Raw genomic sequence first — 26,220 nt, 5'->3', positions numbered from 1 at the left:
GGAAGCCGGGGCGGTTCTCGTGGCTGTGGGCGGGCAGCGCCGCCGCGAGCACGGCCGCGAGGACGAGGCCGGCGCGCGCCCTCACTTCTTCTCCGGCGCCGTTTCGATCACGACCTTCGTCTTCGCCAGAAGGCGCGCGTAGAGGGCCTCGAGTTCCTTCGTCCTGCGGTCGGCGGTGTAGTCGCGCTCGACGGCCGTGCGCACGTCCGCGAGCGCGGGCGCGCGTCCGGCGGTCCTTTCGAGGACGAGGACGGCGTGGACTCCGAAGCCCGACGGGACGGGCGCTGTCCAGTGCCCCGGCTCGATCCTCACGACGGCGTCCGCGAACTCGCTCCCGAAGACGCGCGCGATCTCGCCCTTCGGCGCGAGCGGCATGTCGGGGGGAAGGAGCAGGCTGTCGCCCTCGGCCTCGGCGCCGGGGCCCTTCTTCTCGAGAGCGGTCGCGAGGCGCTTCGCCTCGGCTTCCGCGGCGGCGGGTCCGCCGCGCTTCTCCGGCGTCAGGCAGACCTGCCGGAACGCGACGCGCTCCTCGGCGCGGTAGAGGTCGGGGTGGGCGGCCAGCCACGCGGAGAGTTCGGCCTCGCTCGGGGGAGAAGCGTCGATGCGGTCTTCGGCCAGGAAGTCGACCTTCTGCTTCAGGCGCCGGCGGATGATCGTGTCGTCGCGGTCGAGGCCGGTCGCCATGGCCTCCCTCACGGCGATCTCCTCGCGGACGTAGCCGTCGACGAGGCCCTTCAGCTCCACGGCGGTCGGCGGCCGCTGCCACGTGCGCGCGAAGCCGGCGGCGAGGGACTCGAGCCGCGCGCGCGTCACGACGATGCGGCCGGACGCGGCACCGGCGCCGCCCTTCCACGCGAAGAACAGGAACAGCGCGGCGCCGATCGCCAGGAAGTGCGCGAGGGGCTCGCGCAGCAGGCGATTCACGCTATTTCTTTGCGACACCCTTGAGGAAGATCGTCTCGGTAGACGCGTCCTCCGTCGTGAGCGCGCCGTCCTCGCGGAGCTTGATCTTCGCCGCCGGGGTGATCTCGCCATCCCCCTTGCCGTCCGCGTCGAGGATGAGGACGGCGAGCGTGAGGTCGTAGCCGGGCTTGGGCTGCTTCCCCGAGAAGTCCGACTTGAGCGCCGCCAGCGGCTCCGCGGCGACGACGGTCAGGAGCCGGCCCGAGCCCATGGGGCGGGCGAACGCGTATTTCACCTTGACCGTGTTCTTGGGGGCCTCGATCACGCCGATGTCCTTCATGCCGAGGAGGACCTTGCGCGCGGCTTCGTGGCCTCCGCTCTTCAGCGCGGCGGCGATCGCGTCGCGCTCGGCAGGCGTCGAAAAGCTCGTGTACGAGATCGTGACCGGCGCCTTGAGCACGCTGCCGCCGGCGCTCTTCGATTCGGCGCTGGCGGTGAAGGTCTCGGCGGCGGAGGCGGAGCCCGCGAGGGCGAGGAGGAGGAAGCTGGTGATCGTCTTCATGTCGTGATTCTCCCTTATGTGCGGTTTACTTCTTCGGCGGGTAGTTCGCGAACATCTGCGCCGCGACGTCGCGCAGCTTCTTCTCGCGGTCTTCGGCGGTGCGGTTCGGGTCGGTGTTCAGCGTGTCGCTCGCGACGCCGCGCCAGACGAGCTCCTTCTTCTTCGCGTCCACGAGGTCGATCATGAGCGTGCCGACGGGGATCTCGGTCACGGTGGTGGTCGCCATCCCCATGCCGCCGTAGCCGTACCAGCCGTAGCCGTAGCCCCAGCCGGTGTTGTACGTGTTGATCTGCGTCTCCTTCGAGAGGCGCGGGTGCGCCGCGACCCAGAGATCGCCGCCGGAATCGACCTTCTTCAGGCCTTTCGCCGCGAGCGTGTCCGAGAACACGCCCTCGATCCGCTTGCTCCAGAGCGAGTCCTTGAGCTCGCCGGTGTCCTTCCACGTGAACGTCTTGTAGGACGAGAAGTCGGCGGTCTTGTCGTAGTCCGTCGAAACCGAGAGGGTCGAGCAGCCGGCGGCCGCGAGGACCGCGACGGCGAGCAGGGCGAGCGTGCGTTTCATCGTTTCGTCTCCTTCATCCAGTGTTCGAGGATCTCACGGACGTCCACGCCGGTGGCGCTTTGGAAGATTACGGGAAGGTCTTCGGTTCGGAAAGGGTGCGGCGCCCGCAGGAGAGCACGGAGACCGTCCTTGAGGCTCTTCGCCCCGCCCGATGCCGCGCGGATTTTGTCGTCCATCTCGGCGGCCATGAGCGCGCCCCGCGAGAACGTGCTCCTGCCGATCCGGAAGTCGGCCGAGTAGAGGAACGAGGCGGATCTCGAGAGTTCGACGAGCGGCATCCGGCGGATGAACGGCGGCGCCTCGTCGAGGATCGCCCTCAGCCGCCCGAGCGTTCGCGTGCGGAACGCGGCGCCCTCGGCGGGCGGCATCCCGTCCGCGAGCGCCTGGACCGCGGCGTACCGGCCGAAGCCCTCGTTGAACCAGATCGTGTCGAGGACGGGCGGCGCCTCCCACGTGTGCGGGGAGTAGCCAGCGCCGTACGCGCGCTTCGGGATCCAGCTGTGCGCCATGTGGTGCGCGTAGTTCACGAGCGTCTGGTCGCGCTCGTCCGCGCTCGTCTTCGCCGTCGTCGCGCGCTCAGGGGACAGGCTGAACGTTCCGCTGTCGACGTGCTCCTGGCTGAAGCCGTAGCCGTGGCCCGCGAGGGGCTCAAGGAGTTCGAGCTGGACCGTGTACTGGCGGAACGGCGCGTCGCCGAAGTACGCCTGGACGCGATCCAGCGCCGTCCGGGCGAGCGCGCTCTCGAGGGAGAGGTCGGCCTCGCACTCGACGTAGGCCGCGAAGACGAGCGGGATCACGCCCAAAAGGCGGGAGAGCTTCATGTCCGGACCCATGAGGACCTGCGAATCCGCGAGCGTGTCGTAGTCGGGAGCCCGGCCGGAGGCCTTGCCGGCGAGCGCGGGCACGGCGGGCGCGAGCGTCGTGAGGACGGCCCAGCCCTCGGGCGCGCGGATCTCGAGAGACGCGGGCCGCCGCTCCTCGCCGTCGACGTACCCGAAGATGGAGTAGCCGAGGAACCCCGCGTAGCGCGGCCTGACCTTCGAGGTCGCGACGGCGTCGTGGATCTCGCGTTCCATCCGCGCAACGTCGATCTCGTAAACCACGCGCGCGACGCGCTGGCCGGCCTTCCCGAGGGACCAGCGTGGGCCGTACGGGTCGCGCGCGACGACAAGCGTAGTCCCGTCCGGCGAGACGCCCCTCACGTTCTCGATGGTGCCGTCGTACAGCACGAAGGCGTAGCCGCCCGGGTAGTTGCGGGGCACGACGAGTGCGGCCGGGGCCGGGACGGGAACGGGGAGCGCGATCTCGACGCGGATCCGGCCCGAGGCGACAATGTCCGTCGCGTCGAGGACGTACGCGACGGCGTCCTCCGCCCTCATGGAATGGGGAGAGGCGCCGAGGAAAAGGGCGATGCCGAACGCGACGCCGAGCGTGCGGGCGCTCAAACGGGCGGCCTCTTCCGATGCCACTCGGTTCGCTCCTGCACGGCGGCGCCGAGAGACACGAGCCTCTCGTCCGAGAACGCGCGGCCCGTGAACTGGAACGCCGTCGGAAGGCCGTTCTCGCCGAAGCCGTTCGGCACCACGAGCGCAGGCTGGCCCGCGAGGTTGCCGGCGCCGATGACGCCCGGCCCGCCGCTGATGCCGGGGTAGACCTTTTCGAAGTCGGGCCCGATCGGGTACGAGACGCTCGCGCGTGCCGGCGAGACGAGCGCGTCGTACTTCGCATAGAGCGCGTCGAGCGCCTTCTTCACCGGCGCCCGGAGGCGCATGGCCTGGATGTAGTCGACGGCGAGCGTCATCGAGGCCGCATAGCCGCCCCACCGGTCGTTCGGGACCTTCAGCTCCTTCGCGCGGCCGCTCTCGACGAGATCGCGAAAGGCGCTCGCGCCCTCGGCCGAGACGATCGTGCCGACGGCGGGGCCGTACGGGAAGTCGGGGAACTCGACGTCCGGGACGACGTCGCAGAACGTTCCGAGAACCTTGAGCGACTCCTCGAAGTTCTTCCGCACCTCGGGCTGCGTCTTCTCGAACGAACCCTTGATGACGCCGATCCGCGGACGTTTTCCCTTCAGCGCCGGTGCCGCGGGCCGGAACGGGCGGTTCACGGACGTGGCGTCCATCGGGTCCCGGCCCGCGATCGCCGCCAGCACGAGGCCGCAGTCCTCGGCGCTCCGGCACATCGGGCCGAGCTTGTCGAGCGTCCAGCAGAGCGCCATCGCCCCGTGCCGGCTCACGCGTCCGTACGTGGGCCTGAGCCCCGTCACGCCCGAGAACGCCGCGGGCGTGACGATGGAGCCGGACGTCTCCGAGCCGATCGAGAACGCGACGAGGCCCGCCGCCGTCGCGGCCCCCGGACCCGAGGAAGAGCCGCCCGACCAGAACTGCGTGTTCCAGGGCGTCCGGCCCGGACCGGTGAACGACGCGTCGGCGTTGTTGTAGCCGAAGCCGCCCGCGAGCTCGACCATCGCCAGCTTGGCGACGAGGACGGCGCCGGCGTCCCGGAGTCTCGTGACGACGGTGGCGTCGAAATCGAAGACCTGGTCGCGGAAGGGCTGCGCGCCCCACGTCGTCGGGATGCCCTTGGTCGCGAGGAGGTCCTTGGCGCCGTACGGGATCCCGTGCAAGGGCCCGCGCCACTTCCCGGCCGCGATCTCGGCTTCGGCGGCCTTCGCTTCTTTCAGGGCGAGGTCGCGCGTGACGGTCACGACGGCTCCGAGCTTCGGCCCGATGCGCTCGAGCCGGTCGAGGTATCCCTCCGCCAGCGCGACGGGCGAGAGCTGCTTTGCCTTGATGCGCTTCGAGAGGTCGGCGACGGAGAGGAAGAAGACGTCGTCGGCGAGGGGCGCCATCAGCGGCCGCCTTCCAGGTGCGGCGACGAACACGACGTCGGGCTCGTCCGCGTTCGTGAGCTTCACCTTCTTCATCGCCTCGGCGCCTTTGAGCCTTCCGTCGATGGCCTTTGCGACGTCCCCGAGCTGCTCGCCGGACAGGTGCTTGCCCCAGCGGATCCGGACGACCTCCGTGAGCGCCTCGGCCACGGAGGACGGGGCTTCGGGGGTCGGGACGGGCGTCGGCAAGGGCGTCGCCGCGGGCGGAGGCGCCGCGGTCTGGCCGAGGGCGGCGGCCGGGAGGAGGGCGGGGGCCGCGGCCGCCACCGCGAGAGTCTTCGCAAACGCTCGTCGCGAGCTCGTACGGGGACGTTCGGGCATCTTTTTCCCCTCCTTCGCAGAAAATCTTCTCTTCTGAATCTATCTTGATTCGGAGGGTCCCGCTCCCCATACTCCGCGCGTCATGACGTCCATCGCCCTGGCCCTCATCGCGTCGATCCTTACCGGGAATGAGGCCATTGGCCTCGTTCTCGTCAAGCGCACGCGGGCGAGTGGGCGAGGGGATTAGCCGAGAAAGGCGAACGGAACCCCCCAAGCCCGCTCATCCGAGCGGGCTTTTTCGTTTCAGGGGCACTAAGAATGAAGGAAAGGAGCCGGGATGCCCGAGGGCGCCGAGGGAGGACGGAGACGCTGGACGGACGGGGTCGACGCCGGTCGAAACCCGTACCGCGAATACGACGCCTGCGGCGTCGGCTTCGTCGCGCACCCGCGCCAGTCCTCGCACCGCGTCCTGCGCCTCGCGCTCGGCGGCCTCTCCCGTGTGGCCCACCGCGGCGCCACGGGCAGCGACCGGACGGGCGACGGCGCTGGAATTCTGACGCGCATCCCCGAGCCGATCTTCCGGCGCGACGCGGCGCGACGCGGGATTTTCCTGGCCGAGGGCGCCCCGATCGGCGTCGGGACGTTCTTCTTCCCTCGCGGCGGAGAGGTGAAAGCGGCCGCTCTCGTCGAGAAGACCTTCGCGGACGAGGGACTGCCGTTCGCGGGCTGGCGCGACGTGCCGGTCCGGACGGGCCGCCTCGGGGGCTGGGCCGGGACGTCGCGGCCGTCCGTCGTGCACGCGCTCCTGACGCCGCCGCCTCTCGCCGACGCGGACGAGTGGGAGCGCCGCCTGTACCTCGCGGGCCGCGTCGCCGCGCGCCACGCCCGGGCCGAGGGGCTCGACGGTTTCTGGGTCGTGTCGCTCTCGCACCGGACGCTCGTCTACAAGGCGCTTCTCACCGGGACGGAGCTGAAGGCGTTCTACCCGGACCTCGAGGATCCCGACTACGCGACGAGCGTCGCCGTCTTCCACCAGCGCTACTCGACGAACACGCTTCCGAGCTGGGCGCTCGCGCAGCCGTTCCACCTCCTCGCGCACAACGGCGAGATCAACACGCTCTGGGGCAACCGCAACGCGATGCGCGCGCGCGAGCCCGAGCTGTCCTCGCCGCTCTGGGGCGACCGCCTCCGGCGCTTGCTCCCGGTTCTCACGGACGAGGGCAGCGACTCGACGAGCCTCGACGAGGCGCTCGAGCTCCTCGTGCGCTCGGGGCGCGACCCGCTGCACGCCCTCACGATGCTGATCCCGGACGCGCCGCAGGGGCACCTGCCGGAGGCGCTCCGCGCGTTCTACGACTTTCACGCCGGTCTTATCGAGCCGTGGGACGGCCCGGCGGCCGTCGCGTTCACGGACGGCATCGTCGCGGGCGCGCACCTCGACCGCTCCGGCCTCAGGCCCCTGCGCTGGAAGATCGCGGACGACGGCCACGTCGCCGCCGCGTCCGAGGCGGGAATCGTGGATCTCGACCACGAGCACGTCGTCGCGAGCGGCCGCCTCGGCCCCGGCGAGACGATCGCGGTCGACACGGCGACCGGCGAGATCCTCCTCGACGCGGACGTGAAGTCGCGCCTCGCGCTGCGCCGTCCGTGGGGGGAGTGGGCCGGGCGCCACGTGAGGCACGTGACCCCTTCGCCGCGCCCCCGGGAGGCCCTGCCGGAACCCGAGCTTCTCCTCCGGCAGGCGGCGCACGGGTGGGGCGTGGAGGATCTGCGCTACGTCCTCGCGCCTTCGGCGGCCGGGCAGGAGCCCGTCTTCTCGATGGGCGACGACGCGCCGATCCCGCCGCTCTCGAAGTCGCCCCAGCCGCTCTACGCGTTCTTCCGCCAGCGCTTCGCCCAGGTCACGAACCCGCCCATCGACTCGCTGCGCGAGACGGCGGTCATGTCGCTGCGCATGGACCTCGGGAGGGGCGGCTCGCTCCTCCTCGAGGAGCCGGGCGACGCGCACTTCCTGAGTCTCGAGCACCCCGTCCTCCTCGAGGACGACGCCGCAGCGATCCGCGCGGCCGCCGAGTTCGGGCCGGTCGTCCTCGACGCGACGTGGGAGGCGGCCTCCGGCGCCGAGGGCCTCGTCGCCGCGCTCGACGCGCTCGCGGTGCGTGCGGAGGAAGCCGTGCGCGCGGGCGCGGAGATCCTCGTCATCACGGACAAGGGTATGACCCGGGAGCGCGCGGCGATCCCGGCGCTCCTCGCGCTCGGCGCCGTACGCGAACACCTGCTGCGCGCCGGCCTCCGCTACCGCGTCGGCCTCGTCGTCGAGGCCGGCGACGCGCGCGACGTCCACCACCTGGCGGTCCTGCACGGCTTCGGCGCCGAGGCGGTGCACCCGTGGCTCGCGCTCGCCTCCGTCCGCGCGCTCGCGGCGAAGGACGGAATCGAAGGCGACGCGGCGGCCGCATTTCGCGCGTCGGCGGAGAAGGGCCTGAGGAAGGTCCTCGCGAAGATGGGGATCTCGGCTCTGTCGTCCTACTGCGGCGGGCAGGTGTACGACGCGCTCGGCCTCGGTCCCGAGGTCATGGAGAAGTGCTTCCGAGGGACGGCGTCGCCGCTGGGCGGCCTCGGCTTCGCCGAGATCGCCGAGGACGCTCTATCCGCGCACCGGGCCGCGTTCGAGGGCGTCGCGCTGCCGGACCACGGCCGCGTGCGGTACCGCAAGGACGCCGAGGAGCACGCGTGGGCGCCGCCCGTCGTCGTCTCGCTGCAGAAGGCCGCGAAGGGCTCGGAGGAGGCGTGGGCGGAATTCCGGACGAAGGCGGACGCCCGCGCCCCGTCCGTCCCTCGGGATCTGGTCGGCTTCGCCCCGGCGGCTCCCGTCGGCGTCGAGGAGGTCGAGTCCGCTTCCGAGATCGCAAAGCGCTTCATCGTCTCGGCGATGTCGCTCGGGGCGCTCTCGCCCGAGGCGCACGAGACGCTCGCGATCGCGATGAACCGCCTCGGCGCGCGCTCGAACTCCGGCGAGGGCGGCGAGGACCCCGCCACGTGGACGGGCTCGGGCGCCGAGCGGCGGGACAACAAGATCAAGCAGGTGGCCTCGGCGCGCTTCGGCGTGACGGCGGAGTACCTGGTCCGCGCCGACGAGCTGGAGATCAAGGTCGCGCAGGGCGCCAAGCCGGGCGAGGGCGGCCAGCTGCCCGCGCACAAGAACTCGCCCCTCATCGCGCGCCTGAGGCACGCGGTGCCGGGCATCGCCCTCATCTCGCCGCCGCCGCACCACGACATCTACTCGATCGAGGACCTCGCGCAGCTCATCCACGACCTGAAGGAGGTCAACCCGAAGGCGCGAATCGGCGTGAAGCTCGTGTCGGAGGCCGGCGTCGGGCGTGTTGCGGCCGGCGTCGCCAAGGCGTTCGCCGACTACGTCCTCATCGCGGGCCATTCGGGCGGCACGGGAGCCTCGCCGCTCTCCTCCATCAAGCACGCCGGCTCGCCGTGGGAGCTCGGCCTCGCCGAAACGCAGCAGGCGCTCGTCGAGAACGGCCTCAGGCGCCGGATCGAGGTGCGCGTGGACGGCGGCCTGCGCACGGCGAAGGACGTCGTGATCGCCGCCTGCCTCGGCGCCGAGGCTTTCGGCTTCGGGACGGCGCCGCTCGTGGCGGCCGGTTGCGCGATGGCGCGCCAGTGCCACCTCAACACGTGCCCGACGGGCGTCGCGACGCAGCGCGAGGACCTCCGGAAGAAGTACCGCGGGACGCCCGAGATGGTCATGGCGTACTTCCTTCACCTCGCGGAGGACGTGCGCGAGCTCCTCGCGTCGCTCGGCGCGCGGACGATCGACGAGATCGTGGGCCGCGCGGACCTCCTGACGCGCATCGAACGCCCCGAGTCGCCCCGGTCGCGGCTCCTCGACCTGTCGCTGCTCCTCCAGAGGGCCGGCGACGAGGCATCCCCTCGCCGCCGGATGCAGCTGCGCAACGACCGGCCGCGCACGGGGCCGCAGTTCCCGTCCCTCGACAGCGAGCTCGCGCCGCACGTCGCCGTCAGCCTCGGCACGGGCCGCGCCTACTCCGGGACGTTCGAGGTGCGCAATCACAACCTCTCGGTCGGCACGCACCTCTCCGGCGAGCTCGTCCGGACGTTCGGGTCGCTGCCGCCCGGCGCCGTGCGCCTCAAGTTCCGCGGCCCGGCGGGGCAGAGCTTCGGGGCGTTCGCGATCCGCGGCCTGACGCTCGAGCTCGAGGGCGAGGCGAACGACGGCGTCGGCAAGGGCCTCTCGGGCGCCGAGATCGTGATCCGCCCGTACCCGCGCGCGGGGTACATCGCGCGGGCGCGGGAGCAGGCCCTTCTCGGCAATGCGGCGCTCTACGGCGCGACGGCGGGGCGCCTCTTCGCCGCGGGCCGGGCGGGCGACCGCTTCGCCGTGCGGAACTCCGGCGCCGTCGCCGTCGTCGAGGGCGTCGGCGCGCACGGCTGCGAGTACATGACGGGCGGGACGGTCGTCGTCCTCGGAAGGACGGGCGCGAACTTCGGCGCCGGGATGACGAACGGCCTCGCCTACGTCCTCGACGAGGACGCGCTCTTTTCGACGCGCTGCAACACGGAGCTCGTCACGGTCGACGCGCTCTCGCCCGCGGACGACGCGGCGCTCGTGCCGCTCCTCGTCGCGCACGCCGAGCGGACCGGCAGCGGGATCGCGCAGGCGATCCTCTCCGGCTGGCCAGCCGCCCGCTCGGCGTTCCGCCGGGTGACGCCGAAGGCGGCGCCGCCTTTGGCGCAGCCGGTCCCGCAGGCCGCGCCGGCACGCGGAGAAGAGAAACCGTCCCTGGCCCGGCCGGCGTAGAGTCAGGGTGAACACTCGACTTCGCCCCGCAGCTCTCGCGTTCGCAGCTGTCTTCGCCTCTGCCTGCACAGGAGCCCCGCCCATGTCGCGTCTATCGCCCTGCCCGGCCACGCCGAACTGCGTCCTGTCCACGGCGACGGACGAGGCGCACCGCATCGCGCCGTTTCCGTTCACCGGCCCGGCGGCCGACGCTCTCGCCCGTGTCAAGGCGGCGGCACTCTCCTTCCCCCGGACGAGGGTCGCGGAGGAGGCGCCGGGGTACGTCCGCCTGACCTTCAAGAGCGCGCTGTTCGGCTTCGTGGACGACGTGGAGCTCGAGGTGGACGAGGCCGCGAAGGTCGTGAACGTCCGCTCGGCCTCGCGCGTCGGGCGTTCGGACCTCGGCGTGAACCGCAAGCGCGTCGAGGCCATCCGGGCGAAGCTCGGAGGCTGACGGCGCGGCGCGCTTCGCGCCCGGGGGATTTCTTAGAAGGGTAAGAGGGGAGTGGGCGGCGGAGTGCGCGCTCCGCCGAAACCTGCTGCGGGGCCGACCGTATTACCTTCTAAGGAGATCTCTATGAAGGGTGTTCGCGCCGCGGCCGTTCTCGTCGCGCTTCTTGCCGCCGGGGGTTCGTCTTCCGCGTTTTCCCAGCAGCCCGGCTATTCCGGCCACGGCGCCGAGAGCGTTCCGGCCTCCGTCGTCGCGAAGTACGCGGCGCCTCCTCTGGACGGGGCAGTCTCGCGGCGCATCCAGACGATGCTCGACGTCCGCTCGCCCGGCCTCGGCATCGTCTCGCCGGATGGCTCGAGCCTCTATTTCGGCTGGCGCATCACGGGCACGTCGCAGGTCTTCCGCCTGAACGCCCCGAAGGCGTTCCCCGTGCAGATGACGGGCGGCGAGGACCGGACGTCGATCGACGCGGTCACGCCGGACGGCAAGTGGCTCGTCCTGTCGCGCGACGTCGGCGGACAGGAGAATCCCGGCCTCTACCTGCAGCCGGCCGGCGGCGGGGCGCTGAAGACGGTCCAGAAGACGGAGAAGGTCCAGACGTTCCTCGACTTCGTCTCGGAGGACGGGAAGGACCTCTACTTCCACGCGAACGACGTCGCGGCCGACAGCTATGCGATCTACCGCTACGACCTCGCGTCGGGGACGAAGACGCTCGTCTTCGGGGAGAAGGGCCTCTGGGCGGTCGCGGATCACGCGGGGACGGGCGCCGGCCTGCGCCTCCTGCTCGTGAAGGCGACGGGCTCGTTCTCGACCGAGTACGCCGAGTACGTGCCCGCGACGAAGGCGTTCACGCCGCTTCTCGGTGCGGGCGAGGCGACGGAGTGGGACGCGGCGTACGCGGCCCAGCCGGACGAGCTCCTCGTCCGGACGAACAAGTTCTCGGACTTCCGGCGCCTCTACCGCTGGAAGAAAGGCGGCGACGCGACGGCGAAGAGCTTCGTCGAGGTTCTCGCTCCGGCCGGGATGGACGTCGCGGGGTTCTCGATCGACCTCCCGCGCCGCCACGTCTACGCCTCGCTCAACGACGGCGGGTACTCGCGCCTTAAGGTCCTCGACGCGAAGACGTTTGCCCCGGTGGATCTCCCGCTCCCGAAGGACGCCGACCAGGTCTACGCGGGCTCGGCCACGCCGGACGGGCGCTTCGTCACGATCGGCGTCGAGACGGCCCAGGCCCCGCGCACGAGCTACGTCTGGGACTGGGAAAAGAAGATCCTCACGCAGTGGGTCCTCCCGTCGGCGCCCGAAGTCGATCTCCCGGCGTTCGTCTCCGCGAAACTCATGACGTACCCGGCGAAGGACGGCACGAAGATCCCGATGTTCGTGCGCTTTCCGAAGGGCTGCGCGCCGGGGGAGAACGCCGCTCAGGATCCGTGCCCCGTGATCGTCGAGTTCCACGGCGGGCCGGAGGCGCAGGCGACGCCCGGCTTCTCGCCGTACGCGCAGATGTTCGTCGACGCGGGCTTCGTCTACGTCGAGCCGAACGTGCGCGGGAGCGACGGCTACGGCAAGACGTGGCTGGACGCCGACAACGGGCCGAAGCGCCTCGACGTGATCTCGGACATCGACGACGCCGGGAAGTGGATCCGCGCGAACTGGGGCCGCAACGGGAAGGCGCCGAAAGTGGGCGTCACGGGCGGCAGCTACGGCGGGTACGCGACGCTCGTCGCGATGACGATGTTCGCCGGGACGTACGACGCGGGCGCGGCGGAGGTCGGCATCTCGAACCTCGAGACGTTTCTTCGCAACACGGCGCCGTACCGTCGGATCCTGCGCATCTCGGAGTACGGCGACCCCGACAAGGACGCCGATGCCCTGAAGAAGCTCAGCCCCGTGACGTACCTCGACCGCGTGAAGGCGCCGCTCCTCGTGATCCAGGGCGTGAACGACCCGCGCGTGCCGGCGGGGGAGGCGATTCAGGTCCACGACCTCCTCGAGAAGCGCGGCATCCCCGCGCCGCTCATCCTCTTCGCGGACGAAGGCCACGGCGCGAGCAAGCGCGCGAACCAGGTGCTTTCGATGGGGCACGTGATCCGCTTCTTCGAGCAGAACCTGAAGGGGACGAAGTAGGTCAGTAGAGCAGGAAGGCGGCCCGGCGTTTCTCGAACTCCATCGCGCCGGCCGCCCACGCTCCCGTGATCTCGCCGGCCGTCTCGCCGCGCTGGAAGCGGGCGAGAGCGGCGGCGTTCACGAGGAGGCGGCTGAAACGGTCGGACTTCCAGTCCTTCGGGTGCAGGTCGCGGAGCGCCGTCGCAGCATGGAAGCCGAGGGCGACGGCGTTCACCGCGTCGCGGTTCACGACCGTGATGCGGACGCCCGAGCAGCTCTCGCCTTTGAAGACGGACGAGGACGGCGTGAACCGGACGGCCGTGAAGCGCACGCCCGGAATCCCACGCGCGTTCAGCGTGGCCGCGACACGCGGCCCGTCCATCCACGGCGCGCCGAACTGCTCGAACGGCGTGTCCGTGCCGCGGCCGACGGAGACGTTCGTCGTCTCGAGAAGCCCGACGCCGGGGTAGAGGGCGGCCTCGGTGACGGAGCGCAGGTTCGGCGACGGGTTCACCCACGGGAGGCCCGTCTCGTCGTACCAGAGGTCGCGCGAGTAGCCGGCCAGCTTCACGACGGTCAGGTCCGCGCCGATCTTCTTTTCGGCGTTGAAGAGCGCGGCGAGCTCCCCGATGGTCATACCCGTTCGGATCGGGATCGGGTGGTACGCGACGAACGTGAGCGCGTCCGCGTCGGCGGGCGGCCCTTCCGAGACGTCCGCGCGGATCGGGTTCGGCCGGTCGAGGACGACGACCTTCACCTTCGCCTTGGCGGCCTCCTCGAGGACGTAGCCGAGCGTCGTGAGGTACGTGTAGAAGCGGCAGCCCGCGTCCTGCAGGTCCACGACGATGGCGTCGAGACCCGCGAGGTCGTCGGGGCGCAGTCGGCGCGACTCCGGCGTCTCGCCGTAGAGCGAACGGACGGGCAGGCCGGTTTTCTCGTCGACGGAGTCCGAAACCTTCTCGTCCAGCGCCCCGCGAATTCCGTGCTCCGGAGAGAAGAGCTTCGAAAGGGTGACTCCCGCGGCGCGAGCCTTCCCCGAGGAGAGCACGTCAATCGTCGAGCGACCGTCACGGGTAATCCCTGTGTGGTTGGTCAGCAGACCGATGCGCATCCCGGAAAGCTGCCTGAAGGAATTTTCTTCGAGTGTGTCGATGCCCGGCCGGACCTGCCCCACGACGCGCGGCGGCGCCGCCGCAGCCCCATTCACCTTCGAAGCAGGCGCCGAAGGCGCGCTCGTGCTCCTTGAAGACTGGTTCGTTGCGCCGAAGGCCGCAAGGAGCGCGGTCTCCTCCGAAGCCTTTCGAAGCTCTTCCGGTTTTCTGTCCGTGATCGCGGCCGCGACGACCGTCGCGACCTTGCCGCGCAGCGCGACGACGTTGCCGGACTCGTCGGGGTGGTTGCGGTTCGTCAGGAGGATCACGAACGTGTCCGTCGCCGGGTCGAGCCACATCGAAGTCCCGGTCCAGCCTGTGTGCCCGACCGAGCCGAGCGGGAACAGGTCGCCGCGGTTCGTGGAGTAGCTCGAGCCGACGTCCCAGCCGAGGCCGCGGAGGACGCCGTCTCCGTAGAAGCGCGGGCGCATCATCGAGGCGACGCCGGCCGGCGAAAGAACGCCGCCGCCGCCCCTCAGCATCGCAACGCAGAAGCGCGCGAGGTCGTCGGCCGTCGAGAAGAGGCCCGCGTGCCCTGCCACGCCGCCGAGCGCGTACGCGCGAGGGTCGTGCACGGCGCCGCGGCGGATCTCGCCGTTGATTCTCTCGGTCGGGGCGATGCGGGAGAGGGGAAGGGAAAGAGAAGAAGGAGATTTCTTTGAAGGTGAAGAGGGGGAGAGCGGAAGGAAGCCGGTTTCCTTCATTGCGAGGGGCGCGAAGACGCGCTTCTTCGCGTATTCGTCGAGAGGAAGACCGGACACTCTTCGGACGATCTCTCCGAGCACCTCGAACCCGACGTCCGAGTACAGGAATTTCGAACCGGGCGCCGCGACGAGCGGCTGCCTGTATTTCCTTTCAAAGATCTCTTCTCTTGATCCCGAATAGAGAGCCATCGGGTCGTCGGCGACCAGCCCGGCCCGATGCGTCAGGAGCTGCTCGACCGTCACCTGGTCGCGGGCGCCGCCGCCGGAGGCGAACTCGGGGATGTGCTTCGCCACGCGGTCCTGCAGGCGGACCCTTCCGTCCTCGACGAGCGCCATGACGCTCGTCGCCGTGGCGACGACCTTCGTGAGCGAGGCCAGGTCGAAGACGGTGTCCGCAGTCATCGGCTCGGGCGCGGGGACGACCGCGCGGTTCCCGTACGCCTTGCGGTACACGACCTTGCCGTGTCGCCCTACGAGCACGACGGCGCCCGGACATTCTTTTTTCGCGATCGAATCCGAAATGACGGCGTCAAGATTCGAGAGGCGACCCGCGGACAGGCCCGCGGCCGCGGGAGCTGCAGACGGCAGGGAGGTGACTGCGGCGGCCAGGAGGACGGGCGCGAGAAGCATGGGATCGAGTCTAGGGCGGTCGGCCGAGGATTTGAAGCAATCGCATCATGGCCGAAAACCAGCCTCGGACGCAGCATCGCCCCCAACAACGAGATCAGGCTTCCGTGTGCGCGTTCGAGACGCGGACGCGGAATTGGGGCATTCACGTCATCCACGGGGGATCGGGAGGAACGGTGGAAAGCAGCCTGTCTCGTGAGCCGGATGCCGGCGTATCGCGCCGCCGCTGGATCGACGCGCTTCTCGGCACGAGCTTCGTGGCGTGGGCGGCCGCGGTCGTCTATCCGGTCCTGCGGTACCTGACGCCCCTCAAGGACGGCGGGGGCGCCAACAAGGTCACGCTCACGGACGCGCAGAAGACGGAGCTCGGGAACAACGGGTTCCTCATCGCGCGCCTCGGCACCGACCGGGTCCTCCTCCTCAAGGACAAGGACCAGAAGCTCCGGGCCATGTCGGCCAAGTGCACGCACGAGGGCTGCACGGTGCAGTTCGTGCCGGCCGACGGCATCGTCTGGTGCGCTTGCCACAACGGGAAGTTCGCGATGGACGGCCGCGTGATCTCGGGGCCCCCGCCGCGCCCCCTCGCCGCCTTCAACGTGGAGGGCGACCTCAAGGGCGCCGTGACGGTCTCGCGCGGGAGCGCCGCGTGAGCGCCACGCCCGCCCCCCGCAACCTCGCCGTTCGCGCCTGGGAGGCGATCGACGAACGTTTCAAGCTCTCCGGCCTCGTCGACTTCCTCTCGCACAAGGAAGTGCCCGTCGCCCACTCGATCCTCTGGTACTACCTCGGCGGTCTCTCGCTCTTCCTCTTCGTCGTCCAGATCGGCACGGGGATCCTCCTCCTCATGAACTACCAGGTCGGTGAGAACACGTCCTACGAGTCGATGAAGGTCCTCGTGGGCCGCGTCCCGTTCGGCTGGCTCATCCGGTCAATCCACTGCTGGTCGGCGCACCTCATGAGCCTCTCGGTCCTCGCGCACCTGTTCAGCGTCCTGTTCGTGAAGGCCTACCGCAAGCCGCGCGAGCTGACGTGGTACTCGGGCTTCGCGATGCTCGGGCTCGTCCTCGGGTTCGGCTTCTCGGGCTATCTCCTCCCGTGGAACGAGCTGAGCTATTTCGCGACGGCCGTCGGCACGGACTCCGTGAAGGCCGTGCCCGTCGTGGGGCCGTGGCTCCTGCGCGTCCTGCGCGGCGGCGAGGAAGTCTCCGTGCAGACGCTCTACCGCTTCTTCGCCCTGCACGTCTGCATCCTGCCGCTCGTGATGGCCGGCCTCATCGGCGGCCACCTCCTCTTCATCCAGCGCCAAGGCATGGCCGAGCCGATGGAGGACGGGCACGCGCCGCTCGTCAAGAAGCGCGGGATGCCGTTCTTCCCGAATTTCGCGCTGCGCGACCTGCTCCTGTGGGTCATCGTCCTGAACGTCCTCGCGCTTCTCGCGGTCGTCCTGCCGTTCGGCCCCGGCATCCCGGGCGCAGAGTGGGAGCTGGGCGAGAAGGCGAACCCGCTCAAGCCCGCTTATCCCGGCATCAAGCCCGAGTGGTATTTCCTGTGGGTCTACCAGATGCTCAAGGAGTTCCCGGCGCACTTCCTCGGGATGGAGGGGCCGCAGGCCTGTCTCCTGCTCGCGACGGTCCTCATGGGCATCGCGTTCTTCATCCCGGCTCTCGACCGCAACGCGGCGAAGGGAAAGCCCAGCCCGCTCTTCACGGATCTTGGCGTCGCGGGCATCCTCTTCCTCGGGTTCCTGACGCTCAAAGCGTGGGACCTCGGCGTGACGGTTCCGAAAGGCAAGGACCCGACCGCCGATCCCGTCCTCGCGAACACGATTGCGCGCACCGCGGCGCTCTGGATCCTCGGGATCGGGATCGCGGTCACGATCCTGCGCCGCCTGAAGTGGAAGCACTCCGCGTTCGACTTCACGATCGCAGTCCTTCTGCAGGCCGCGCTGAACGGCTTCGCGCATCTCTCGTGGCTCGTCTCCGGCGGGATCGCCCTCGCGGCTCTCGCGGCGATGGCGATCTTCCGGCGCGTCAGGGCGTCCGGCGCGGTCGTCGCGTCCGTTCTCGCGCTCGCGGCGCTTCTCGCTCCGCCCGCGCGCGCCGAGGAGAAGGCCGCGCCTCCCGCGACGGCCTCGGCCGCGCCGACGGGCCACGTCGCCGAGGCGGCCTGGCCTGCGGATTTCCGGAAGATGTACGACGCGGCCGAAAAGGGCGTGCCGGTTCTCGACGAGAAGGCCCGCGCGCGCTTCAAGGCGCTCCCGACGCACGCGCAGCAGCTGTTCTTCGCGGCCGCGAAGGCCGGGACGCTCTCGGGCGGGACGCACCTCGCGGCGCTCCTCGCCCTGGACATCGACGACCGCAAGGTCGAGCTCGTCCTCGGGGACAACTGCTTCCTCTGCCACTCGAACCCCGACCTGCCGGACGAGATCCTCTTCCGCAAGCGGGAGAAGACCGACCCGCTCCGCCACCTCGACATCCGCGAGGTGGTCGCGGACGTCCACGTGCGCGGCGGCCTCATGTGCGCGGGCTGCCACGGCGGCAAGCCCACCGACCTCGAGATGTCGGCCGACATCGGCAAGCGCTGGCCGTCGTCCGAGGTCCGCCACAAGGACCGCTCGTGGATCCCGGAGTTCTGCGCGCGCTGCCACTCCTCGAGCGAGTTCATGCGGGCGTACAACCCGTCGCTGCCGGTCGACCAGCTCCTGAAGTACAGGACGTCGAAGCACGGCCAGCTCCTCCTCGAGAAGAAGGATGCGAAAGCCGCGCAGTGCGTGAGCTGCCACGGCGTGCACGGCATCCGCCCGCCCGACAGCACGAACTCGCTCGTCTACCGCGAGAACATCCCGGCGACCTGCGGCACGTGCCACGCCGATGCGGCGTACATGAAGGGGTACACGAAGGACGACGGCGTGACGCCGCTTCCGACGAACCAGCTCGAGCAGTACAAGAAGAGCGTCCACGGTCTCGCGCTTCTCGTGAAGCACGACGCCGGCGCCCCGGCGTGCAACAGCTGCCACGGCAACCACGCGGCTCTTCCGCCGCAGGTGTCGTTCGTCTCGCAGGTGTGCCGGACGTGTCACGCCGCGAACGGCGGCCTCTTCGACGGCAGCCCGCACAAGAAGGCGTTCGAAAAGCACGGCTGGCCCGAGTGCGAGACCTGCCACGGCAAGCACGACATCACGCGGCCGACGGACGAGATGCTCTCGGACGATCCGAAGGGCCTCTGCCACGCCTGCCACGCGAAGTTCGGCGAGCCGAAGTGCGACGAGACGGCGAAGTACTTTTACGCGTCGATCACGACGCTCCGGACGTCGCACGAGGCGCTGAACCACGACGTCGACCGCCTCGCCGAGCGCGGATTCGACGTGGACGAGCTCCGCTTCCAGGCGAGCGCGGTGAACGACGCGCTCCGCAAGACGCGACTCGGGATCCACACGTTCGACCGCAGCGACTTCACGCGCAATTCCGACGCGACCGCGCAGGCCCTCGACGGGCTGAAGAAGGGCGCCGCGAACGTGTGGAAGGAGTACCGGTTCCGCCGGAACGGCCTCCTCCTCGCGACCGTCCTGATCTCGCTGTTCGGCGTGCTCCTCTATCTCAAGATCCGCGAGGTGGATCGTCGATGAACAGACTCTTCAAGGACAAGGAACACCTGGTCCGCGTCGCGGGGCTCTTTCTCGCGGGGATCGTGCTCTTCGTGGTCGCCCGCGCGATCTTCGTGCCGAAGGGGTTCGGGCAGTACGGGCACTACCGCGGCGGCGCGCTCGCGGACGTGCGCAGCAAGCCGGTCGTCTACGCGGGCCGCGCGGCTTGCGTCGAGTGCCACACGGACGAGGGCGACCGCTGGAAGGGCGGAAAGCACAAGGGGATCGGCTGCGAAGCCTGCCACGGCGCGCTCGCGAAGCACGCGGCGGACCCGTCGGCCCTCAAACCGGCGAAGCCGGACGCGAAGACGCTCTGCCTGTCGTGCCACCTCACGAACGTCGCCAAGCCGGCGAAGTTCCCCCAGATCGACCCGAAGAACCACATGGACGGCGGGCTCTGCACGACCTGCCATGACCAGCACGCACCCGACAAGGAGCCGAAGAAATGAGCCAGGACCGCCGCGAATTCCTCGCCACGGCCGGCAAGGTCCTCGTGCTGACCGCGCCCGCCGCCGCCTACTGGGACGCCCTCGCCGCGGGAAAGACGGAGCCCGAGGAGTCCGCCTACAAGATGGCGAGCCACTTCTGGGGAATGATCGTCGACATCGACAAGTGCATCGGCTGCGGCGGCTGCGTGCGCGCCTGCAAGACCGAGAACAACGTGCCCCCCGAGCCCTTCTACTTCCGCACGTGGGTCGAGCGCTACCACGTCGAGGGCCTCTCGGAGCATCCCGAGGTGGACTCGCCGAACGGCGGCTACAACGGGTTTCCCGAGAAGTTCGCGTCCGGCGACAAGGCGAAGAGCTTCTTCGTCCCGAAGCTCTGCAACCAGTGCGCGCACTCCCCGTGCACGCAGGTCTGTCCGGTCGGCGCGACGTTCGAGAGCCCGGACGGCGCCGTCCTCGTGGACAAGACTTACTGCCTCGGCTGCCGTTACTGCGTTCAGGCCTGCCCGTACGGCTGCCGGTTCATCGACCCGCGCACGGAGACGGTCGACAAGTGCAACCTCTGCTACCACCGGATCACGAAGGGCCTCACGACGGCCTGCTGCGAGAGCTGCCCGACGGGCGCCCGCCAGCTCGTCGACCTGAAGGACCCGAAGGACCCGATCCACGAGTTTCTGCGAACGCACAAGGTGCACGTCCTGAAGCCTCACATGGCGACGGGCTCCAAGGTCTTCTACAACGCCCTCGACGGGTCGGTGAGGTAGGAACATGGAAGAAGGCCTTCTCCACGCCGTCCAGGGGTACATGTACCCCAACGAGATCGAGCTCCAGTGGAGCATCCTGATCGTCCTCTACCCGTTCATCACGGGCCTCGTCGCGGGCGCGTTCATCCTCGCGTCGCTCGAGCGCGTCTTCAACGTCGCGGCCGTCAAGCCGACGTACCGGCTCGCCCTCCTGTCGGCGCTCGCGTTCATGATCGTCGCGCCTCTGCCGCTCCAGCTCCACCTCGGGCACCCGGAACGCTCGTTCGAGATGTACCTCACGCCGCACACGTCCTCCGCGATGGCGATGTTCGGATTCGTCTATCTCTGGTACCTCATGGCCGTCCTCGTCCTCGAGATCTGGCTCGACTACCGCAAGGACATCGTCTTGATGTCGCGGAGCGAGACGGGCTGGAAGAAGACGCTCTACAAGGCCCTGACCCTCGGCGTCGACAACATCAGCGAGGAATCCCTCCGGATCGACGACAAGGTCGGCCGGTTCATCACGATCATCGGAATTCCGTCGGCGTTCCTCCTCCACGGATACGTCGGGTTCATCTTCGGGTCGATCAAGGCGAACCCCTGGTGGTCGAGCCCCGCCATGCCGATCGTCTTCCTCTTCTCGGCGATCGTCTCGGGCATCGCGCTCATCATGCTCATGTACATGGCCCTGTGCGTCCTGAAGGGCGTGCCGGTCGACATGCCCTGCGTGGACACGATCGCGCGCTACCTCTTCTACGCGTTCCTGATCGACTTCTCGATCGAGCTCATGGACCTCATCCACCGGATCTACGAGGCGGACGAGTCGTTCCAGACGCTCGACTTCATGGTGCACACGCGCCTCTACACGTCGCAGATCCTCATCCAGATCGTCTTCGGCACGATCGTCCCGCTCGGGTTCCTCGCCTTCACGCAGCTCGTGAAGCTCAGCGAGGGCGCGCGCAAGGGGATCTACACGCTGGCGGGCTGCCTCACCCTCATGGGCATCTTCGCGATGCGCTGGAACGTCGTCATCGGCGGCCAGCTCTTCTCGAAGAGCTTCCTCGGCTACACGACGTACAAGATGGACTTCGCGACGAAGGAGGGGCTGCTCCCGGCGATCCTCCTGCTCCTTCTCCCGTTCGCGATCCTCTGGGTGCTCGTCAAGATCCTTCCGCCGTGGGAGGGGCCGCACGAGGGGGAGAAGGCGGCCGCCGCCTGACCCGGACGCGCTGATGGACGGCTCGCGCGCGGAACTGGAGAGCCGGGTCGCCCTGCTCGAGGGCGCGCTCGGGGACGTTCGCGCGCGCCTCGCCGCCCTCGAGGGCAAAACGGCGCCGCTCGCGGTCCCGCCGGCGGCGCCGGCGGATTCGCTGCCGGCGCTCGTCGCTCCGGCCTCTCCGCTCGCCGCTCTCCGTGCCGACGCCGCGGCTGAAGCCGCGGACGAGGGCGCGCCGGTCGCGAGCGCGCTCACGCTCGCGGGCCGCACCTTCCTCGTTCTGGGAGGCGCGTTTCTTCTCAGGACCCTCACCGAGGCGGGCCGCGTGCCCGTCTCTCTGGGGGCGCTGCTCGGTCTCGCGTACGCGCTCGCATGGATCGGCCTTGCGCTGCGCGACGGCGCCCGGGGCGCTCGAACGAGCGCCGTCGTTCACGGCCTGACGGGCGCGCTCGTCGCGTACCCGCTCGTCGGCGAGGCCGCGACGCGCATGGGCGCCTTCACGCCGGTGGCGGCGGCCGTCGCCCTCGCCGCCGTGACGGGGGCGCTCGTCGCCGCAGGACGCCGGGCGGACCTTCCCGTCTTCGTCTGGGCCGGTGTCCTCGCGGGCGCAGCGACCGCGGCCGCGCTGTTCGTCGCGACCGGCGGGATCGCCGTCTTCGTCGTCGTTCCTCCTCGCTCTCTACGCCGTGTCTCTCGCGCTCCGGCGCGGGCCGGGCGTCGAGGGCCTCGAGTGGCCGCCGGGCGTCGCGGCCGTCCTGTTCCTCGCGCTCGGGGCGTGGCTCTCGACGCGAGCCGAGGGGACGCCGGACCGCTGGACCGCGCTGACCCCCGTCGGGATTGCGCTTCTCGCGGCGGCCCTCGTCGCCCTTGCGCTTCTCGGCGCCGCGCACGACGCAAAAGCCCGCGGCCTCGCGCCGACCGACGTCCTGCAGCCGGCCGCTGCCCTGACGGTCGCTGCGGGACTTCTCTTCGGCGGTCCCGCCGTGGCTGTTTTGTGGGGACTCCTCGGGATCGTGCTTGCCGCCCGCGCGCCGCGGGATGGGCGCGGCTGGATCGCGTGGCTGTCCGCCGGCCTCGTCACGGGCGCCGCGGCCCTCTCGGGGCTGTTGAAGGGGGAGCTCGCGGCGTTCGTCGCGGCTCCCGGCTCCACCCCGGCCGTGAGCGGCCCGGCCGTCTTCGCGGCGATCGGGGCCCTCGTGACCTTCATCGTCGCGGCGGCGGGCGCGCCCTCGGCTCCGGCGCTGAAGGCCGGGCCCGCGCTCGCGAGCGCCGCAATCGCGTCGGGCGCCGTCCTCGCGCTGGCCGTCGCCCTCGCGCCCTTCACGTCGACGGCGCCCGGCCTCGCGCTCGTGCGCACGGCGCTTCTCTGCGCCGCGGCCCTCGCGGCGGCGTGGACGTCGCGGCGGCCCCGCCTGAAAACGCTTGCGCTGCTTTCGCTCCCGATTCTCGCGACCGCGGGGCTCAAGCTCCTCGTCGAGGACCTGCGCGCGGGCAGCCCCGCGACGCTCTTCGCGGCATTTGCCTTCTACGGCGCGACGCTGCTGCTCGTGCCGAGGTTGCTCAGGGCTGGCTCGCGACGATCGCCCTGAGCTCGGCCTGGGTCCGGTAGACGCCGCCGCGGACGACCGCGTTCAGCTTTCTGAGGTTCGCGGCGTCGAGGAGCGGGTCGGCGCCGACGAGAAGGAAGTCCGCGCGCTTGCCCTTCTCGATCGTCCCGACGTCGTTCCGTCCCATCGCCCGGGCGCCGCCCTTCGTGGACGCGACGAGGACCTCCATCGGAGTCATCCCGGCCGACTGCATCGCCTCCATCTCGGAGTAGACCGACGGGCCGTGGAGCGTCCCGGGATTGCCCGCGTCCGTGCCCATCGCGATCGGGATGCCCGCATCCCGCACGCGCCTGAGGTTTGCGAGGCTGACGGCCTTGCGCTCGGCCGTCCGCGCCTCGCGGTCACGGACCTTGCCGGCGATCGACGCGGCGTCGATCTCGGGCGTGGCCGCGAGGCGCGCGCGCGACGCGGGGTCGGCGCAGCCGTTCGGGTCGTCGAACGGGGTGGGAGCGCCGGCGGCCGCGGCCTTCGCCACCGTGACGTAGCCGTCGAGGACGACGAGCGTCGGGTTGTACGTCGTCCCGGCCTGTTTTGCGAGCGCGAGGAACTCGTCGTCGACGGGCTTGTCCATGACGCCGTGGACGAGGAGCTTCGCCCCGGCCTTGAGCGCGATCTTCGCCTCCGCGAGCCCGGTCGCGTGAACGATGAGGGGCAGGCCGGCCTTCTTCGCCTCGGCGCCGGCCGCGAGGACCGCGGCTTCGGACGCCTCCACCGGCCGGTCGGGCGTGACCACGTACCAGACCTTCACCGCGGACGCGCCGCGCGCGGCGAGATACGCGACGCCGGTCTTCGCGCTCTCGGCATCCTTGAGGAAAAGGAACTGCCGTTCGCCGGGGAGGTTCAGCCAGAAGTCGATCGTCGAGAGAAGCGGGCCGGCGGCCTTCACGCGCGGCGCGAGCGAGTCGTTCTCGGCCCGCGTCGCGAGGTCGAGGGACCACGCGTACCCACCGACGTCGAAGACCGAGGTGACGCCCGAGCAGACGTACGAGCGGAAGTAACGCTCGGGCCGCTCGCGCAGCTCCTTCTGGACGGCGTCGTACGGGTGCTTCGCGCGGACGTCGAACGCGTCCGGCCGCCCGTCGGCCCAGCCCGTCTGGGCGAAGTGGACGTGCGCGTCCACGAGGCCCGGAACGATCCACGAGCCCTTCGCGTCCGTCACGGCCACGCCTTCGGGCACGGGGCACGCGGAGGCCGTGCCCGCGCAGTCGATACGCCCGTTGCGCACGAGGACGACCGCGTTCGTCACCGAGGGGGAGCCGGTCCCGTCGACGAGCGTCGCGCCCGTGTAGGCGCGCGGGGGAGGCGGCGTGCCGGGCGGAGCCTCCCACGCCGAGGTCACGGCGATGCGCCAGCCCTTCGGCGTCTTCAGGAAGAGGCGCTCCGAAAGGCCGGAGTGCTCCTCGGCGCCGTACCGCACCCTGTAGCGGTACGTGCCGTAGACGACGCCGGGGGAAACGGCGACGAGCTGCAGATCGGAGGACTCGAGGACGTCCGGCCACTTGTCGCCCGCCTGCTTCGCGAAGTCCTCGTACCCGAGCACCGGCCCCTCCGGCGTCGTCCGCACGAGGCCCTTTCCGTCGAGGTAGCACGCGAGGTACGCGGCCTTGTCGCGGGCGCGAATCGCCGCGAGGTTCCGTTCGAACACCGCCCGCGCGTCGTCGACGTCGGAGGCGAGGACGGGAAGGGCGAGGAAGAGGAGCGCGAGCGAGGCGCGCCTCATCGTGCGGCCTTCGCGATCCCGTCTCCCCGCTTCGCGAGCCCGGGGATCGTGATCGGAAGATGCCCTTCGATCGCCACCTCGCCGAACAGCGCCTTCGCCGCCGCGATCTGGGCGACGTCCTGCGAGCCCCACGCGCAGAGGTACGTCGGGAGGTCGGGGAAGTCGCGCAGGAGGTACGGGCTGCCGAACGCCACGGCGACGACGGGTTTGCCGGAGGCGAGGAGCGCGGGAATCACGGACCTCGCCGCGTCGGGGATCACGAACCGGCCCTGCCCGGAGCGCGCCCTCACGAAAAGCGAGAGAAGGACCGCGTCGGCATCCTTCGCGGCCTCCGCGGCGGCCTTCGCCTCCTCGGGCGTCGAGCGCGTGTCGAGGCGCACGCTTTTGACGCTGGGGACCCGAGCCTTGATCTCCTTGTCCAGCGCCCCGGCCGGCCCGTTGAGCGTGGGCTCGTCCGCGACGACGAGCGAGAGGAGCTTTGCGTCCCTGCGGAAGGGGAGCGCGCCGGACTTCTCCCTCACGAGCGTCATCGAGCGGCGCGCGATCTCGGCCTCCAGCTCTTCGTGCGGGCGCGTCCCGACGACTTTCGCGATCTTCCCCACGAACGGGACGCCCTTGTCGTAGAGGTTCAGGCGCTTCTTGACGTCGAGGATGCGCTTGACGCTTTCGTCGAGCCGCGCCTCGGTGATCCGGCCGGACTTCACCGCGGCGAGGACGGCCTTGATCGCCGCGTCGGTGTCGGGCGACATGAGAATCTGGTCCGAGCCGGCGAGGATGGCCAGGATCGCGGCTTCGCCCGGCTCGTAGTAGTACGTGATGCCCCCCATCCGCATCGCGTCCGTCACGACGAGGCCCGTGAAGCCGAGCTCCTTTCGGAGGACTCCGGTCACGATGGGGGACGAGACCACCGCGGGGACCGCGCCGGACTCGGCCGCGACGACGTCTCCGATCGCGTCGACGGGCCGCGGCGCGTTCGCGAGGAGCCTCACGGGTGTGGCGTCCAGCGCGGGGACCGAGACGTGCGCGATCATGACGGACTCGGCGCCCGCCTTTATGCCCGCGCGGAACGGCACGAGCTCGACGGACTCGAGGCGCGCCCGGTCACCCGGCACCGTCGCGAGCGAACGGTGCGAGTCCTGAGCCGTGTCCCCGTGGCCGGGGAAGTGCTTCAGCGTCGCGAGGACCTGCCCGGACTGGAGGCCGCGGACGGACGCCGCGACGTAGCGCGCGACGTCGGCCGGATCCTCGCCGAAGCTCCGGACGTTGATGACGGGGTTGTCCGGGTTGACGTTGACGTCGGCGACGGGCGCATAGACCTGACCGATGCCGATGGCGCGCGCCTCCTCGGCGGTCGCCTTGCCGCGTCGCTCGGCGAGAGACGGGTCGCCGGTCGCGGCGATCGCCATCGCCCACGGGCCGTACGTTGCGTCCTCGAAGCGCATGCCGGAGCCGGCCTCGAGGTCGGCCGAGACGAGGAGCGGAGTCCGGGCCAGTTCCTGCAGCTTCTGCACCAGGACGGCCGCCCCGTAGACGCTCGAACGGGAGAGCATGACGCCGCCGACGCGGTTGTCGACGACGTGGTGTTTCAGCGTCCGGAACTGCTCGGAGTCCTCGCTCATGAAGACGCCGTTCGCCGGGACGGCGAAGAGCTGGCCGACCTTCTCCTCGAGCGGCATCGAGATCGCCGTCGGCGCGTCGGGCTGCAGCTGCCCGAAGTCCATCGTCTGCGGCGGGAACGGGTTCGCCCCGCACCCGGCGAGCACGGACGCGAGGAGGACGGCGGCGGTCGGCGTGAATCGGCGCATGGGTCCC

Annotated in this window: 17 protein-coding genes; 9 read left to right on the top strand and 8 right to left on the bottom strand. The window is 70.4% G+C overall.

The genetic code is table 11. The features are described from left to right. Nucleotides 1-81: 81 nt before the first annotated feature. The 5 genes from IPL89_15760 to IPL89_15740 are packed head-to-tail and all read right to left on the bottom strand — an operon-like array spanning nt 82 to nt 4,878. The gene (locus IPL89_15760; GenBank protein ID MBK9064628.1) at nt 82-924 is read right to left on the bottom strand and encodes a peptidyl-prolyl cis-trans isomerase; all 843 of its coding nucleotides are present in this window, start codon (nt 922-924) and stop codon (nt 82-84) included. 1 nt (nt 925) lies between these two features. After that, nucleotides 926-1,465: a hypothetical protein gene (locus tag IPL89_15755; GenBank protein ID MBK9064627.1), complete on the bottom strand. Its 540-nt coding sequence runs from the start codon at nt 1,463-1,465 to the stop codon at nt 926-928. Between the two features lie 25 nt (nt 1,466-1,490). Then, nucleotides 1,491-2,027, bottom strand: a complete 537-nt coding sequence (locus tag IPL89_15750; protein MBK9064626.1) for a DUF4136 domain-containing protein — start codon at nt 2,025-2,027, stop codon at nt 1,491-1,493. Continuing rightward, nucleotides 2,024-3,472, bottom strand: a complete 1,449-nt coding sequence (locus IPL89_15745; protein ID MBK9064625.1) for a hypothetical protein — start codon at nt 3,470-3,472, stop codon at nt 2,024-2,026. Before IPL89_15745 ends, IPL89_15750 begins: the two co-directional genes overlap by 4 nt. After that, the gene (locus tag IPL89_15740; protein MBK9064624.1) at nt 3,469-4,878 is read right to left on the bottom strand and encodes an amidase; all 1,410 of its coding nucleotides are present in this window, start codon (nt 4,876-4,878) and stop codon (nt 3,469-3,471) included. The genes IPL89_15745 and IPL89_15740 overlap by 4 nt, the downstream gene beginning before the upstream one ends. A gap of 637 nt (nt 4,879-5,515) precedes the next feature. On the opposite strand from IPL89_15740, the gene gltB reads away from it, so the two are divergent. The 3 genes from gltB to IPL89_15725 all read left to right on the top strand — a co-directional run bounded on the left by gltB (nt 5,516) and on the right by IPL89_15725 (nt 12,572). Continuing rightward, nucleotides 5,516-10,015 (top strand): glutamate synthase large subunit, encoded by a 4,500-nt coding sequence (gene gltB / locus IPL89_15735; protein ID MBK9064623.1) that lies wholly within the window; start codon nt 5,516-5,518, stop codon nt 10,013-10,015. Between the two features lie 82 nt (nt 10,016-10,097). After that, complete coding sequence (locus tag IPL89_15730; protein MBK9064622.1) at nt 10,098-10,448, top strand: DUF1499 domain-containing protein; 351 nt, start codon at nt 10,098-10,100, stop codon at nt 10,446-10,448. Nucleotides 10,449-10,571: 123 nt separating this feature from the next. After that, nucleotides 10,572-12,572, top strand: a complete 2,001-nt coding sequence (locus tag IPL89_15725; GenBank protein ID MBK9064621.1) for a S9 family peptidase — start codon at nt 10,572-10,574, stop codon at nt 12,570-12,572. A gap of 1 nt (nt 12,573) precedes the next feature. Here the strand turns inward: IPL89_15725 and IPL89_15720 are convergent, their stop codons facing one another. Continuing rightward, the gene (locus IPL89_15720; GenBank protein ID MBK9064620.1) at nt 12,574-15,036 is read right to left on the bottom strand and encodes a DUF1343 domain-containing protein; all 2,463 of its coding nucleotides are present in this window, start codon (nt 15,034-15,036) and stop codon (nt 12,574-12,576) included. A gap of 173 nt (nt 15,037-15,209) precedes the next feature. On the opposite strand from IPL89_15720, the gene IPL89_15715 reads away from it, so the two are divergent. The 6 genes from IPL89_15715 (at nt 15,210) to IPL89_15690 (ending at nt 22,670) form a co-directional block, all read left to right on the top strand. Beyond that, nucleotides 15,210-15,683 (top strand): Rieske 2Fe-2S domain-containing protein, encoded by a 474-nt coding sequence (locus IPL89_15715; protein MBK9064619.1) that lies wholly within the window; start codon nt 15,210-15,212, stop codon nt 15,681-15,683. Continuing rightward, on the top strand, nt 15,680-18,658 hold the full coding sequence (locus IPL89_15710) for a cytochrome b N-terminal domain-containing protein (protein ID MBK9064618.1): 2,979 nt from the start codon (nt 15,680-15,682) through the stop codon (nt 18,656-18,658). Before IPL89_15715 ends, IPL89_15710 begins: the two co-directional genes overlap by 4 nt. Further along, nucleotides 18,655-19,125: a hypothetical protein gene (locus tag IPL89_15705; protein ID MBK9064617.1), complete on the top strand. Its 471-nt coding sequence runs from the start codon at nt 18,655-18,657 to the stop codon at nt 19,123-19,125. Before IPL89_15710 ends, IPL89_15705 begins: the two co-directional genes overlap by 4 nt. Next, the gene (locus IPL89_15700; protein MBK9064616.1) at nt 19,122-19,886 is read left to right on the top strand and encodes a 4Fe-4S dicluster domain-containing protein; all 765 of its coding nucleotides are present in this window, start codon (nt 19,122-19,124) and stop codon (nt 19,884-19,886) included. Before IPL89_15705 ends, IPL89_15700 begins: the two co-directional genes overlap by 4 nt. Nucleotides 19,887-19,890: 4 nt before the next feature. After that, entirely contained in the window at nt 19,891-21,084 is a 1,194-nt protein-coding gene (nrfD, locus tag IPL89_15695) for a polysulfide reductase NrfD (protein ID MBK9064615.1), read from the top strand. A gap of 683 nt (nt 21,085-21,767) precedes the next feature. Next, a complete protein-coding gene (locus tag IPL89_15690; protein MBK9064614.1) occupies nt 21,768-22,670 on the top strand; it encodes a hypothetical protein in 903 nt (300 codons plus the stop codon). Here IPL89_15690 and IPL89_15685 read toward each other — a convergent pair. Both IPL89_15685 and IPL89_15680 read right to left on the bottom strand, forming a co-directional pair. Then, nucleotides 22,642-24,408 carry an amidohydrolase family protein gene (locus tag IPL89_15685; protein ID MBK9064613.1) on the bottom strand — a complete coding sequence of 589 codons (1,767 nt, stop codon included), beginning with the start codon at nt 24,406-24,408 and terminating at the stop codon, nt 22,642-22,644. The two genes, IPL89_15690 and IPL89_15685, sit on opposite strands and share 29 nt — an antisense overlap. Further along, a complete protein-coding gene (locus IPL89_15680) occupies nt 24,405-26,213 on the bottom strand; it encodes a glycoside hydrolase family 3 C-terminal domain-containing protein (protein MBK9064612.1) in 1,809 nt (602 codons plus the stop codon). The genes IPL89_15685 and IPL89_15680 overlap by 4 nt, the downstream gene beginning before the upstream one ends. Nucleotides 26,214-26,220 lie beyond the last annotated feature (7 nt).

This window comes from Acidobacteriota bacterium, assembly GCA_016716715.1.
Lineage (GTDB): Bacteria > Acidobacteriota > Thermoanaerobaculia > UBA5066 > UBA5066 > Fen-183.
The sequence above is the reverse complement of the archived record's forward strand: the minus strand, read 5'-3'. Positions and strand labels throughout refer to the sequence as shown.